15 protein-coding genes and 1 other RNA gene are annotated in these 13,094 nt (G+C 64.9%); 13 read left to right on the top strand and 3 right to left on the bottom strand.

All coding sequences use genetic code 11. From position 1 onward, the window contains the following. A partial coding sequence (locus AYJ54_RS30855; RefSeq protein WP_245329166.1) for an SspB family protein occupies positions 1 to 449 on the bottom strand: 449 nt, incomplete at its 3' end. Between the two features lie 117 nt (positions 450 to 566). Continuing rightward, positions 567 to 924, bottom strand: a transfer-messenger RNA (tmRNA) gene (gene ssrA, locus AYJ54_RS30850). Positions 925 to 1,010: 86 nt separating this feature from the next. Between ssrA and AYJ54_RS30845 the strand changes: the two genes are divergently transcribed. From AYJ54_RS30845 to AYJ54_RS30790, 12 genes are all read left to right on the top strand, one after another. Then, the gene (locus tag AYJ54_RS30845) at positions 1,011 to 1,613 is read left to right on the top strand and encodes a chromate transporter (RefSeq protein ID WP_063705037.1); all 603 of its coding nucleotides are present in this window, start codon (positions 1,011 to 1,013) and stop codon (positions 1,611 to 1,613) included. Beyond that, positions 1,610 to 2,140 (top strand): chromate transporter, encoded by a 531-nt coding sequence (locus tag AYJ54_RS30840; protein ID WP_063705034.1) that lies wholly within the window; start codon positions 1,610 to 1,612, stop codon positions 2,138 to 2,140. The genes AYJ54_RS30845 and AYJ54_RS30840 overlap by 4 nt, the downstream gene beginning before the upstream one ends. Before the next feature lie 94 nt (positions 2,141 to 2,234). Continuing rightward, positions 2,235 to 2,996, top strand: a complete 762-nt coding sequence (locus AYJ54_RS30835) for a tripartite tricarboxylate transporter TctB family protein (RefSeq protein ID WP_063705032.1) — start codon at positions 2,235 to 2,237, stop codon at positions 2,994 to 2,996. Positions 2,997 to 3,003: 7 nt separating this feature from the next. Then, a complete protein-coding gene (locus AYJ54_RS30830; protein WP_063705030.1) occupies positions 3,004 to 4,518 on the top strand; it encodes a tripartite tricarboxylate transporter permease in 1,515 nt (504 codons plus the stop codon). A gap of 123 nt (positions 4,519 to 4,641) precedes the next feature. Beyond that, complete coding sequence (locus AYJ54_RS30825) at positions 4,642 to 5,622, top strand: tripartite tricarboxylate transporter substrate binding protein BugD (protein ID WP_063705076.1); 981 nt, start codon at positions 4,642 to 4,644, stop codon at positions 5,620 to 5,622. A 168-nt stretch (positions 5,623 to 5,790) separates the two neighbouring features. Continuing rightward, positions 5,791 to 6,585 carry a thymidylate synthase gene (locus tag AYJ54_RS30820; protein WP_063705028.1) on the top strand — a complete coding sequence of 265 codons (795 nt, stop codon included), beginning with the start codon at positions 5,791 to 5,793 and terminating at the stop codon, positions 6,583 to 6,585. A gap of 5 nt (positions 6,586 to 6,590) precedes the next feature. Next, a complete protein-coding gene (locus AYJ54_RS30815; protein WP_063705026.1) occupies positions 6,591 to 7,076 on the top strand; it encodes a GNAT family N-acetyltransferase in 486 nt (161 codons plus the stop codon). Continuing rightward, positions 7,076 to 7,585, top strand: a complete 510-nt coding sequence (locus AYJ54_RS30810; RefSeq protein WP_082905917.1) for a dihydrofolate reductase — start codon at positions 7,076 to 7,078, stop codon at positions 7,583 to 7,585. Before AYJ54_RS30815 ends, AYJ54_RS30810 begins: the two co-directional genes overlap by 1 nt. 160 nt (positions 7,586 to 7,745) lie before the next feature. Continuing rightward, positions 7,746 to 8,882 carry an FtsH protease activity modulator HflK gene (gene hflK, locus AYJ54_RS30805; protein ID WP_063705025.1) on the top strand — a complete coding sequence of 379 codons (1,137 nt, stop codon included), beginning with the start codon at positions 7,746 to 7,748 and terminating at the stop codon, positions 8,880 to 8,882. After that, positions 8,879 to 9,781: a protease modulator HflC gene (gene hflC, locus AYJ54_RS30800; protein WP_063705023.1), complete on the top strand. Its 903-nt coding sequence runs from the start codon at positions 8,879 to 8,881 to the stop codon at positions 9,779 to 9,781. Before hflK ends, hflC begins: the two co-directional genes overlap by 4 nt. 78 nt (positions 9,782 to 9,859) lie before the next feature. Further along, entirely contained in the window at positions 9,860 to 10,066 is a 207-nt protein-coding gene (locus AYJ54_RS30795) for a DUF2065 domain-containing protein (protein WP_063705021.1), read from the top strand. A gap of 140 nt (positions 10,067 to 10,206) precedes the next feature. Continuing rightward, positions 10,207 to 11,709, top strand: a complete 1,503-nt coding sequence (locus AYJ54_RS30790; RefSeq protein ID WP_063705019.1) for a Do family serine endopeptidase — start codon at positions 10,207 to 10,209, stop codon at positions 11,707 to 11,709. A 143-nt stretch (positions 11,710 to 11,852) separates the two neighbouring features. On the opposite strand, the gene serB is transcribed toward AYJ54_RS30790, so the two are convergent. Beyond that, positions 11,853 to 12,758 carry a phosphoserine phosphatase SerB gene (gene serB, locus AYJ54_RS30785; RefSeq protein ID WP_063705018.1) on the bottom strand — a complete coding sequence of 302 codons (906 nt, stop codon included), beginning with the start codon at positions 12,756 to 12,758 and terminating at the stop codon, positions 11,853 to 11,855. Between the two features lie 11 nt (positions 12,759 to 12,769). Here serB and AYJ54_RS52870 point away from each other — a divergent pair. Further along, the coding region (locus AYJ54_RS52870; protein ID WP_430641449.1) for an isopentenyl transferase family protein at positions 12,770 to 13,094 on the top strand (325 nt) is incomplete at its 3' end.

The raw sequence follows: 13,094 nt of genomic DNA, 5'->3' as shown, positions 1-13,094 counted from the left end.
GTGGCCTCCGCCGCCTCGGCGGCTGGCGCGGGTACGGACACGGCCGACGGCGCGGGAGCCGCCGGCAACTTCTCCGGCTCCACCTCGGTGACGTCTGAGGTGTCGAACTGGAGGCCGAATTTCACGGACGGATCGAGGAAGCTCTTGATGGCGCTGAACGGCACGACCAGCCGTTCCGGAATGCCGCCGAAGGACAGGCCGACCTCGAAGCGGTCCTCGAGCACGGTCAGATCCCAGAACTGGTGCTGGAGGATGATCGTCATCTCTTCGGGATACTGGGCCAGCAGCCGCGGCGACAGCTTCACGCCCTCGGCCTTCGATACGAAGGTGATGAAGAAATGATGCTCGCCCGGCAATCCATGGGCTGCGGCATCGCTCAGCACCTTGCGCAGCACGCCGCGCAACGCGTCGCGCGCCAGCACGTCGTATCGGATATGATCGGTCGCCATGGTAGTCCTATTGCATTCCCGAAAGCCGGGCCCCCCGGCCCGACTCGCCAAGCTGCAATGGTACCGCGCCTGACGGGTCAGCAGGAGTCCCCCGCCGGGGAGAAAATAAGAAAGGCAAGTGGAGGCTTCTGTTGCCAGGTGCCTCCGAACCCCGCCTAGCGGAGCTTAACCCGCTAGGACTTTAAAGTGGTCTTTCAAACTGCGTTACGCAGCCTGAGCAACCGGAGCAAAGTTGTCGTTGGCAACTATTGCAGTAGCCCGATAACGGCGGAACAATACCGGGAAAAAGTACGCCCTTTACGCCCTCGTCGATCCTATTTCGCCCCCGCCGAAACCCGCGAGATGTCCGTGGGCTTAGGTGGAGGCGCCGGGTACCGCCCCCGGGTCCGAATGGTTTATTGCGACGACCGTTTATTTCCATAGCCGGCGAACCGGCACCCCCAATATAGGGGGCAAAGGTTTCAAAAAACAGGGGTTTCAAGCGACAGCGACGCTGTTCCCTTTGGATAGGGGGTCCGTAACGTCTTGGCCGTGCCGCGGCAGCCGTTCTAAGGTCCCGCCATGTCCCAGGATTCGTTACCGGCCGCCCAAGAGCCGGATCTTCCGGCCAAAAGCATTCAGCCCGGCCTGTTGGCGCTGTTTGTCGCCTTTGCCAGAATGTCGCTGGCCGGCTTCGGCGGGGTTCTGGTGTTTGCCCGGCGGGCCATCGTCGATCAGCACCGCTGGATGACGGCCGAAGAGTTCAACGAGACGTTCGCGCTCTGCCATTTCCTGCCCGGCCCCAACATCGTCAATCTGTCGATGGTGTTCGGCGCGCGGCTGCGCGGGGTTGCCGGGGGCATTGCCGCCTTTACCGGGCTGCTGCTGCCGCCGACGCTGATCATGACCGTGCTTGCGGTCCTCTACGCCCATTTCGGCGAGTTGGAGGTGCTGCGCCGCAGCCTGGCGGGCATCTCCTGCGCCGCGGTCGGGCTGCTGATCGCGGTCGTCTTCCGCATGATGACCCCGCTGCTCAAGAAGCCGGACGCCGTCGGGCTCATCCTGATGCTCGCGGTCTTCGCCGCCATCGGCGTGCTCCGCCTGCCGCTTCAGGCGGTGCTGCTGGTTGCGATCCCCCTCAGCATCGCCGTCACCTTCGTGCTGCGACGGAAGGTAGCAGCATGACCAACGAGAGCCCGATCTGGGCGCTGATCTCCACCTTTGGTCTGATGTCGCTGTTCGCCGTCGGCGGTGCCGCGGCGGCAGTCCCCGAGATGCACCGGATTGCCGTGGAGGTGCATCACTGGATGACCGACAAGCAGTTTGCCGACGCCTATGCGATCGCGCAGCTCTCGCCCGGTCCCAACGTGCTTATCGTCACGTTAATCGGCTATGCCGTTGCCGGCATTCTCGGGGCGTTGGCGGCGACGCTGGCGATGTGCCTGCCGACAGCACTGCTGGCCTATTGTGTCAGCCGGCTCCTGAACCGGCCCAGCCAATCGCGCTGGCCCGGCCTGATCCAGGCTGCGCTGGTTCCGCTGTCGATCGGATTGATGGCGGCAAGTGCCTTGATCCTCGCCCAGTCGACCGATCGCAGCCTTATCGCCCTGTTTCTGACCGCCGCGGTTGCGGTCTTAGCCTCGGTCTCGCGCGTCAATCCGCTGTGGCTGCTGCTGGCCGGGGGCCTGTTGGGTTTTGCTGGCATTGTGTGATGAAAATCGCTAGGCAGTGATGCGGGCGGGGGATCCTTTTCCATCCGATTAGAACAACAGTGCTCGTGACTTACGGGTCGCGGAGGAGACATGCATGGCCGATACGATGGGCCACTCAGCGACAGCCACCCGAAACACGTCGGTGGCGCTCGGCTTTTGTCTGTTGGCCATAGCGCCGCAGATCTTCGAATTCATCTGGTCGATCGGGACGATCTTTGGCTGGGGCGTCGGGCGCGGTCCGGCGACGGTCGTGATCAGCCATGCCACCGCGCTGCTCGTGGGCGCGCCCGGGGCGCTGTTCGGAGCGCTCGGCGGCGACACCAAGAAGGCGTCGTCCGATGTGATGCTGGCGCTGATCTATTCCTATCCGCTGTTTGCGGTGGCGATCGTCACGGTCTTCATGACGATCAGGTCGGCTCAAGACTATGTCGGCGGGGTCATTCTGATGGCGCTCGCTCTGTTCGCGCTGTGGGCCTCGAGCGACTTGCAGGGCATGCGGGGCTTCTCGTTCGGCGCTGGGACCGCGCCACGGATGTTCGGCGGACTGCTGGTGGCCTTGTCTGCCGGCATCGCCTTGACCGGCCTTTTGGCCGAAGGGGCGGCGCTGGCTCATTATTCCTGGCGCGGGCCAATGTTCGTAATGGCCTCGATCCTGTTTTTCGCGCTGGCGATCCGGCCGCTCGGCCTCGTGGTCTCGGCTTTCGTGAGCTTCCTGATCGCAGCGCTGGGATCGCATGAGACGCGATGGCTGGAGGCCGCCATCGTCGGCGCCTGCCTGACGCTCGGCTGCGCGCTGCTGTTCCCCTACGTGCTCGGGTTGCCGATGCCGATGTTCCCGCGTTTCCTGATCCAGTGAGGGTGTAATGGAGCTCTTTGCCAACCTCGCTCACGGTTTTGTCGTCGCGTTCTCTCCGATCAACCTTCTGATGTGCCTGATCGGCGCTCTCGTCGGCACGCTGGTCGGCGTGCTGCCGGGCATCGGAACCATCGCCACGGTGGCGATGCTGCTGCCCATCACTTTCGGACTGCCGCCGGTCGGCGCGCTGATCATGCTCGCCGGCATCTATTACGGCGCCCAGTATGGCGGCTCGACCACGTCGATCCTGGTCAACATTCCCGGTGAGGCGACATCGGTGGTGACCGCCATCGACGGCCACCAGATGGCCAAGCAGGGCCGCGCCGGCCCGGCGCTGGCGATCGCCGCGATCGGCTCGTTCTTCGCCGGCTGCGTCGCGACCGTGCTCATCGCCGTTCTCGGCGCGCCGCTGACCAAGCTCGCGCTGGCGTTCGGCCCCGCCGAATATTTCTCGCTGATGGTGCTCGGCCTGATCTTTGCGGTGGTGCTGGCGAAGGGCTCGGTGCTGAAGGCGATCGCGATGATCGTGTTCGGCCTGTTGCTGTCGATGGTCGGTTCCGACATCGAGACCGGCGCTTCGCGCATGGCCTTCAACATTCCGGAGCTCGCCGATGGTCTCGGCTTTGCGACGGTGGCGATGGGCGTGTTCGGCTTTGCCGAGATCATCCGCAATCTCGACGCTGGCGCCGAGATGAACCGCGACCTCGTGCAGCAGAAGATCACCGGCCTGATGCCGACCAGAAAGGATCTGGTCGATTCGACGCCTCCGATCCTTCGCGGCACGGTGCTCGGGTCGATCCTCGGCATCCTGCCCGGCGGCGGCGCGGTGATCGCATCGTTTGCGGCCTATACGCTCGAGAAGAAGCTCGCCAAGAACCCGTCGCGGTTCGGCCGCGGCGCGATCGAGGGCGTGGCGGCGCCGGAAAGCGCCAACAACGCGGCGGCGCAGACCTCCTTCATCCCGCTGCTCACGCTCGGCATCCCGCCGAATGCGGTGATGGCACTGATGGTCGGCGCGATGACCATTCACGGCATCGTGCCGGGCCCGCAGGTGATGCAGAAGCAGCCGGACCTCGTCTGGGGCATGATCGCCTCGATGTGGATCGGCAATTTGATGCTGATCATCATCAACCTGCCGCTGGTCGGAATCTGGGTGCGGCTGTTGCGCGTGCCTTACCGGCTGATGTTCCCCTCGATCGTGATCTTCTGCGCGATCGGCATCTATTCGGTGAACAACGCGCCGGTCGACGTCATCCTTGCCGGCGTGTTCGGCCTGGTCGGCTACTGGCTGATCAAGCACGATTTCGAGCCGGCGCCGCTGCTGCTCGGCATGGTGCTGGGACCGCTGATGGAGGAGAACCTGCGCCGGGCGCTGCTGATCTCGCGCGGCGACTGGAGCGTCTTCCTGACGCGTCCCTTGTCGGCCGTATTGCTCGCGATCGCAGCAGGTCTGCTGGTGCTCACGGTGCTGCCCGTGCTGCGCGCCAAGCGCGACGAGGTGTTCACGGAGTCCGAGAACTAGCCGCGATGCGCCCCTGCGTCGGCGCGCCGCATTCAGAAGTCGAATCGACTCGTGCGACAGCTTCATGAAATGAAAATGCCGGCCGCTTGGCCGGCATTTTTGTTCGTGTCCCAGGGGATCGAGATGACTTCCATTCGCGCGCTTGCGGGCGCATGTGTCGCAGCGTTCGCATCGCTGTGCGCCTTTGTCGCGCCAAGCGCGGCGCAGACTTATCCGACGCGCAGCATCACCATGATCGTGCCGTTCGCCGCCGGCGGCCCGACCGACGTCGTCGCGCGCATCGTCACCGCGCACATGGCCCAGACGCTGGGACAGAGCATCATCATCGAGAACGTGGTCGGCGCCGGCGGCACCACCGCGACGACGCGTGCCGCGCGCGCGGCCAATGACGGCTACACGCTGATCACCGGCCATATGGGCACGCATGCCGCGTCCGTGCCGCTCTATCCCAAGCTCGCCTATCATCCCGAGAAGGATTTCGAGCCGATCGCGCTGCTCGCGGGCACGCCGATCCTGATCCTGGCGCGCAAGGATTTTCCGCCGAAGGATCTGAAGGAGTTCGTCGCCTATGTGAAGGCGAACGCGGAGAAGGTGAACGCCGCGCATGCCGGCGTTGGTTCCGTCTCGCACGTCTCGTGCGAGCTCCTGCACTCCATCCTCGACATCAAGCCGGTCGGCGTGCCCTTCAACGGCACGGGACCTGCGATGAACGCGCTGGTGGCGGGTCAGGTCGACTACATGTGCGACCAGATCGTCAACGCCGTCCCGCAGATCAATGCCGGCACCATCAAGGCCTATGCGATCGCGACGCCCGAGCGCAATCCGTCGCTGCCGAACGTGCCGACGACGGCGGAAGCCGGTCTGCCTGCGTTCCAGGCCCAGGCCTGGAACGCCATGTTCGCGCCGAAGGGAACCTCGCCCGCGATCGTTGCGAGCCTCAATGCGGCCGCCGTCAAGGCGCTCGACGACGAGAAGGTGCGCAAGCGCCTGCTCGAGCTCGGCAGCGTCATTCCGACCGCTGCGGAGCGGATGCCGGAGGCGCTGGCGGCCCTCGTAAAGAGCGAAATCGCGAAGTGGAGCCCCGTGCTCAAACCGGCAACTTAACCAGCAGGATCAAGCCGATAGGCGAGGGGCGGGACGCAGGTTCCGCCCCTTGTCGTTTGCGGCCGGAAGGCTCACTTTTCCGGGTATAATCCGTGCGGACGGCGAATCGGCGCTGTCGCAGCGTGGGAGCGGCCTTTAAGTTCGGCGCCTCCCAAAGGCTCATGGCACATGCACCAGTATCAGGACCTGCTCGAGCGGATTCTTTCAGACGGCGCCGAGAAGACCGACCGGACCGGCACCGGCACGCTGTCGGTGTTCGGCCACCAGATGCGCTTCAATCTGTCCGCCGGCTTCCCGATGCTGACCACCAAGCGACTGCCGCTGAAGGCGATCGTGCACGAGCTGCTGTGGTTCCTGAAGGGCGACACCAACATCAAATATCTGCGCGACCACGGTGTCACCATCTGGGACGAGTGGGCGGACGCCAATGGCGATCTCGGCCCGGTCTACGGCCATCAATGGCGCTCCTGGCCCGCGCCCGACGGAGGCAGCATCGACCAGATCGCGAATGTGGTCGACATGATCAAGCGCAATCCGGATTCGCGCCGCCTGATCGTCTCGGCCTGGAACCCGGCCGAGGTCGACAAGATGGCGCTGCCGCCGTGCCACTGCCTGTTCCAGTTCTACGTCGCGAACGGGAAGCTGTCCTGTCAGCTCTATCAGCGCTCGGCGGACGTGTTCCTCGGCGTGCCCTTCAACATTGCCTCCTATGCGCTGCTCACGATGATGGTTGCGCAGGTCACTGGATTGAAGCCCGGCGATTTCGTGCATTCCTTCGGCGATACCCATCTCTATTCCAACCATCTGGAGCAGGCACGGCTTCAGCTGACGCGCGCGCCGCGTGCGTTGCCGGTGATGAAGATCAACCCGGACGTGAAGGACATCTTCTCCTTCCGCTACGAGGATTTCGAGCTCGTCGGCTACGATCCGCATCCGCACATCAAGGCTGAAGTCGCGGTCTAGCGCCGATGTCTCTCAACATCCGCCGCGCGCGCCCCGGCGAGGCCGGTCTCGTCCTCGCATTCATCCGTGAGCTCGCTGATTACGAAAAGCTCTCGCACGAGGTGGAAGCGACCGAAGCGATGATCGCGGAGGCGCTGTTCGGCGATGATCCGCAGCTCTATTGCGCGATCGCCGAGTGGGAGGGCGAGCCCGTCGGCTTCGCGGTCTGGTTCCTCAATTTCTCGACCTTCAGCGGCCGCCACGGCATCTATCTCGAGGATCTCTATGTGCGGCCGTCGCATCGGGGCAGGGGCCTCGGCAAGGCACTGCTTGTCTATCTCGCTCGCGAATGCGTCGAGAACGGCTGGTCGCGCCTGCAATGGGCGGTGCTCGACTGGAACGTGCCGTCGATCGCATTCTACAAATCGCTCGGCGCCGTCATGATGGACGATTGGACATTGTGCCGCGTCACAGGGCCCGCGCTCGCGCGGCTTGCAGGGAAGGCGTCCTGATGGAGATCGTCTTCGTCGTCGCCATCGCGGAAAATGGCGTCATCGGCGCCGGTGGCGCGATTCCGTGGCGGCTGAAATCCGACATGCAGCGTTTCAAGGCGCTGACGATCGGCAAGCCCGTGATCATGGGGCGCAAGACCTTCGAATCCCTGCGCCGGCCGCTTCCGGGTCGTACCAACATCATCGTCACCCGCGACGCGAATTATCGCGCCGCCGGCGCTGTTGTAACGACATCGGCGGCGGATGCAGGGTCGGTCGCGCGCGGCGATGCCCTGCGGCGTTCGGCCGCTGAAATCGCCGTGATCGGCGGCGCGGAAATCTATCGGCAGTGGCTCGATCTCGCCGACCGGCTCGAGATCACCGAAGTGCATGCGCGGCCCGAAGGCGACACTCATTTCGAGGTCGACAAGGCGCAGTGGGAGGAAACGAGCCGCATCCGCCATCCGGCGGGAGCCGACGACAGCGCCGATTTCTCCTATGTGACATATCGTCGGCGGTCCCAACATTAACCGCATTCGCCAATGTTTACATTGACTTTTCCGTGCTCGAGCATAGCTCGGAGGACGGTCAGGGGCGCGTTGTAAGGGACCTGCCGGTCCCCTATAAAGCCGGACCGGACACATGCCGGCCGGATGAGTTCTAGTCCCGGTCTGCCGAGGAGACTGACGAATGCCGTGGAAGAATCAGGGCGGTGGCCCGTGGGGCTCGGGTCCGAAAGGGCCATGGGGCTCAGGCCCGCAACCGGTCGGGCCGAGGCCGCCGGATCTGGAAGACCTTCTGCGGCGCGGCCAGGACCGTCTCCAGCAGCTTCTGCCCGGCGGCTATTTCTCCGGCGTCGGTATCACGCTGATCCTCTTGATCATCGTCGCGTTCTGGCTGCTGTCGGGCTTCTTCCGCGTGCAGTCCGAAGAACTCGGCGTCGTGCTGCGCTTCGGCAAGCATGTCCGCACTGTGCAGCCGGGCCTCAACTATCATCTGCCCTATCCGATCGAGACAGTGCTGCTGCCGAAGGCGCTGCGCGTCTCCGCGATCTCCATCGGCATGACGCTGATCGACGATCCGGCGCGGCGCGGCCGCTCCATCCGTGACGTACCGGAGGAGAGCCTGATGCTGACGGGCGACGAGAACATCGTCGACGTCGACTTCACCGTGCTCTGGCGCATCAAGCCGGACGGCGTCGGCGACTTCCTCTTCAACATTCAGAATCCCGAAGGCACCGTGAAAGCGGTCGCCGAGAGCGCGATGCGCGAGGTGATCGGCCGCTCGCAGATCCAGCCGATCCTGACCGGCGCCCGCAACGTCACTGAGCAGAACGTGCAGGAGTTGATGCAGAGGACGCTCGACAGCTACGGCTCCGGCATTCTCATCACCCAGGTGCAGATGCAGAAGGTCGATCCGCCCGCGCAGGTGATCGACGCGTTTCGCGACGTGCAGGCGGCCCGCGCCGATCTCGAGCGCTTGCAGAACGAGGCGCAGACCTATGCCAACCAGGTCGTGCCGCAGGCGCGCGGACGCGCGGCGCAGATCCTGCAGGCCGCCGAGGGTTACAGGGAGCAGGCGATCGCCGAGGCCAAGGGCCAGAGCGCGCGCTTCCTGAAGGTTTACGATGAATACAAGAAGGCGCCCGACGTGACGCGTGAACGGATCTATCTGGAGACGATGGAGCGCGTGCTCGGCGGCTCGGAAAAGCTCGTCTATGACGGCGGCCCCTCGGGCCAGGGCGTCCTGCCTTATCTGCCGCTCAGCGAACTGTCGCCCAAGCGAGCCCCCACCACCGGCCAGCAGCCGAGCGGAGGCAACCGATGAGGTCTCCGGTTACAGGCATCGTCGCGCTGCTCGGGCTCCTCCTGATCGTGATCGTGGCCTACATGTCGCTGTTTACGGTGCAGCAGACCGAGCAGACCATCGTGCTTCAGTTCGGCAAGCCCGTCGACGTCGTCACTGATCCGGGCCTGCATTTCAAGGCGCCGTGGAACTCGGTGATCAACATCGACAAGCGGATCCTCGATCTCGAGAACCCGTCGCAGGAAGCGATCGCTTCCGACCAGAAGCGGCTGGTGGTCGACGCCTTCGCGCGCTACCGGATCAAGGACGCGCTGCGCTTCTATCAGAGCGTCGGCTCGATCCAGTCCGCCAACATCCAGCTCACCACGCTCCTGAACGCAGCGCTGCGCCGCGTGCTAGGCGAAGTCACCTTCATCAACGTGGTGCGCGACGATCGTGAGAAGCTGATGCTGCGCATCCGCGACCAGCTCGACCGCGAGGCCGACGGCTACGGCATCCAGGTGGTCGACGTCCGCATCCGCCGCGCCGACCTGCCGGAGCAGAACAGCCAGGCGGTCTACCAGCGCATGAAGACCGAGCGTGAGCGCGAAGCCGCCGAGTTCCGCGCGCAGGGCGGTCAGAAGGCGCAGGAGATCCGCTCCAAGGCCGATCGCGAGGCGACCGTGATCGTCGCGGAAGCCAATTCGCAGGCCGAGCAGACCCGCGGCGCCGGCGACGCCGAGCGCACCCGCCTGTTCGCCGAAGCCTACAGCAAGGATGCCGACTTCTTCGCCTTCTTCCGTTCGATGACGGCGTATGAGAACGGACTGCGTTCCAGCGACACCCGCTTCCTGCTGCGGCCGGATTCGGACTTCTTCCGGTATTTCAGTAACCCTGCCGGCAAGTCGGGGACCGAGACGCCGGCGCCCGCGAAGCCTTAAAGGCACGCCAATCCGAAGGCCGGCGCTGAAGCCGGCCTTCCTCGAGACAAGAACGGCACAAGGGGAGGTTCCAATCCGATGAGGTCCATAGCGTTTGCCGACTTCCTCATCGGCTTAGGCATCCTGTTCGTGCTGGAAGGCTTGATGTTCGCGGCAAGTCCGACTTGGATGCGCAAGGCCATGAAGAGCGCGCTTGCCACGCCCGACCATGTGCTGCGCGCCGTCGGGATCGCTTCGGCAGTCGCCGGCCTGATCCTGATCTGGGTTATGCGGCGCCCGATTTAGGTGCTACGCCAACGCCAAAGTGAAGCCGGCAGCCGGTTTTTCGCCGTAATATCCGGTTTTGAGGCCGGTTAACCTCTGTGCTTGCGCCGTCCCCCTGTTCGTGCGCAGTCTGGAGTCGAATCCTTTCTCTGGAGATCACAATGACCGCTGCCACCATTGCCCCGACCCGCTTGCGCCTTGGGCTGGCCGCGCTCGCCATCGGCGCTTTCAGCGTGTTTGGCTCACCGGCTTACGCGCGTGGACCGGAGGGCATCGCCGACGTCGCCGAGAAGGTGATCGATGCGGTCGTCAACATCTCGACTTCGCAGACCGTCGAGGCCAAGGGCGGCGGCACCAACACTATGCCGCAACTGCCGCCCGGCTCGCCCTTCGAGGAGTTCTTCGACGACTTCTTCAAGAACCGCCGCGGCCCCGGCGGTGGAAGCAAGGGCGGAGACCGCGGCGACAACGGCCCGCCGCGCAAGACCAATTCGCTCGGCTCCGGCTTCATCATCGATACGTCGGGTGTCGTCGTGACCAACAATCACGTCATCGCCGATGCCGACGAGATCAACGTCATCCTCAACGACGGCACCAAGATCAAGGCCGAGCTCGTCGGCGTCGACAAGAAGACCGACCTTGCCGTGCTGAAGTTCAAGCCGTCGAAGCCGCTCGTTTCGGTGAAGTTCGGCGACTCCGACAAGCTGCGCCTCGGTGATTGGGTGATCGCGATCGGCAATCCGTTCAGCCTGGGCGGCACGGTGACGGCCGGCATCGTCTCGGCCAAGAACCGCGACATCTCCTCGGGCCCCTATGACAGCTACATCCAGACCGACGCCGCCATCAACCGCGGCAATTCCGGCGGCCCGCTGTTCAACCTCGACGGCGAGGTCATCGGCGTCAACACGCTGATCATCTCGCCTTCCGGCGGCTCGATCGGCATCGGCTTCGCCGTGCCGTCGAAGACAGTCGCGGGCGTCGTCGACCAGCTCCGCCAGTTCGGCGAACTCCGCCGCGGCTGGCTCGGGGTGCGCATCCAGAGCGTGACGGATGAGATCGCCGAGAGCCTCAACATCAAGCCGGCGCGCGGCGCGCTGGTCGCCGGTGTCGACGACAAGGGCCCGGCCAAGCCAGCCGGTATCGAGCCCGGCGACGTCGTCGTCAAGTTCGATGGCAAGGACATCAAGGACCCGAAGGACCTCTCCCGCGTCGTCGCCGACACCGCTGTCGGCAAGGAGGTCGACGTCGTCGTCATCCGCAAGGGCCAGGAGGAGACCAAGAAGGTCACGCTCGGCCGCCTCCAGGATCCCGAAAAGGTGCAGGCCGCGGTGAAGACCGACGAGCCGCCACCCGAGAAGCCGGTGACGCAAAAGGCGCTCGGCCTCGATCTTGCGACGCTGAGCAAGGATCTGCGCACGCGCTACAAGATCAAGGACAGCGTCAAGGGCGTCGTCGTCACCAATGTCGACGCCAATTCGGATGCCGCCGACAAGCGGCTCTCCGCCGGCGACGTCATCGTCGAGGTGGCGCAGGAGGCCGTGTCGAGCGGTGCCGACGTCCAGAATCGCATCGACCAGATCAAGAAGGACGGCAAGAAGTCGGTGCTGCTGCTCGTCTCCAACGGCGACGGCGAGCTGCGGTTTGTTGCGCTGAGCGTGCAGTAAGGCACGCTGCCCGCCCCACGCTCACTGTCATGCCCTAGGGCCGCCGAAGCTTTAGCGTAGGCAGCAAGCGGGCCATCCAGTAGGCCGGGGCCTCTCCGTATCCGGATCACCCGCCTTCGCCGGTGATGACGGCGGAAGGGAGGCTAGGCCTCCACGAACTCCTGGCGCCTGTACCCCTGCGCGTAGAGCAGCGCGGTCAGATCGCCGTGGTCAATCCGCGCCGCGGCAGCAGCAGCGACCGCGGGCTTGGCATGATACGCCACGCCCAGTCCCGCCGCCTGGATCATACCGAGGTCGTTGGCGCCGTCGCCGACCACCAGCGAGTCGATGTCGTCGAGATCGAACGACTCCATCAAATCCACCAGCGTCGCGAGCTTTGCGGCGCGACCCAGGATCGGCTCCTTGACCTCGCCGGTGAACTTGCCGTCGCGCACGACGAGCTCGTTGGCGCGGTTTTCCTGGAAGCCGAGCTTGGCGGCGACCGCGCGCGTGAACAGGGTGAAGCCGCCGGAGACGAGGCAGGTATAGGCGCCGTGCGCGCGCATGGTCGCGACCAACTCACGGCCGCCCGGCGTCAGCGTGATGCGTTTCGCCAGCACCTCGTCGACCACGCTGACGGGGAGATCCTTCAGGAGTGCCACACGCTCGCGCAGCGCCGGCTCGAACTCGATCTCGCCGCGCATCGCGCGCTCGGTGATGGCTGCGACATGCGCCTTCACCCCGACGAAATCGGCGAGTTCGTCGATGCACTCCTGGCCGATCATGGTGGAATCCATGTCGGCGAGAAAAAGCTTCTTGCGCCGGAAGCCGGACGGCTGCACGACAATGTCGATGGGCAGATCGCCACGGATTTCGCGCAACTGCTGTTCGATGGCGTGACGGTCGCGTTCGAGATTACTGTCGGCGCCGAAGGGAATGTCGGCCGCGACGCCGTCGAACAGCCAGTGCGCCGGTTGAGCCTCAGGCAGCACGGCGCGGGCGCCGTCGACGATGGTGGAGTCGAGCGCGGGATTGGCGGGGTTGCAGATCAGCGTGGCGACGAGGGACATTTGAGGTTTTCGTGAGCGAGGAGCATCCGAGCAAGGCCGTGCTTATCGCAGGCCCGACCGCCAGCGGCAAGTCGGCGCTGGCGCTCGAACTTGCGCTCGCCACCGGCGGCGTCGTCATCAATGCCGATTCCATGCAGGTCTACCGCGACCTGCGCATCATCACAGCGCGCCCCACACGCGGCGACGAGGCGCGCACTCCGCATCGTCTCTATGGCCATGTCGATGCGGCCGTGAATTTCTCGGCCGGCGCCTGGGTGACTGATGCGGCGAAGGCCCTCGCGGAGGCCGAGGCGCAGGGCCGCCTGCCGATCTTCATCGGCGGCACCGGCCTCTATT

Source organism: Bradyrhizobium centrolobii, from assembly GCF_001641635.1.
Lineage (GTDB): Bacteria > Pseudomonadota > Alphaproteobacteria > Rhizobiales > Xanthobacteraceae > Bradyrhizobium > Bradyrhizobium centrolobii.
This window is presented reverse-complemented; position numbering and strand designations above follow the sequence as displayed.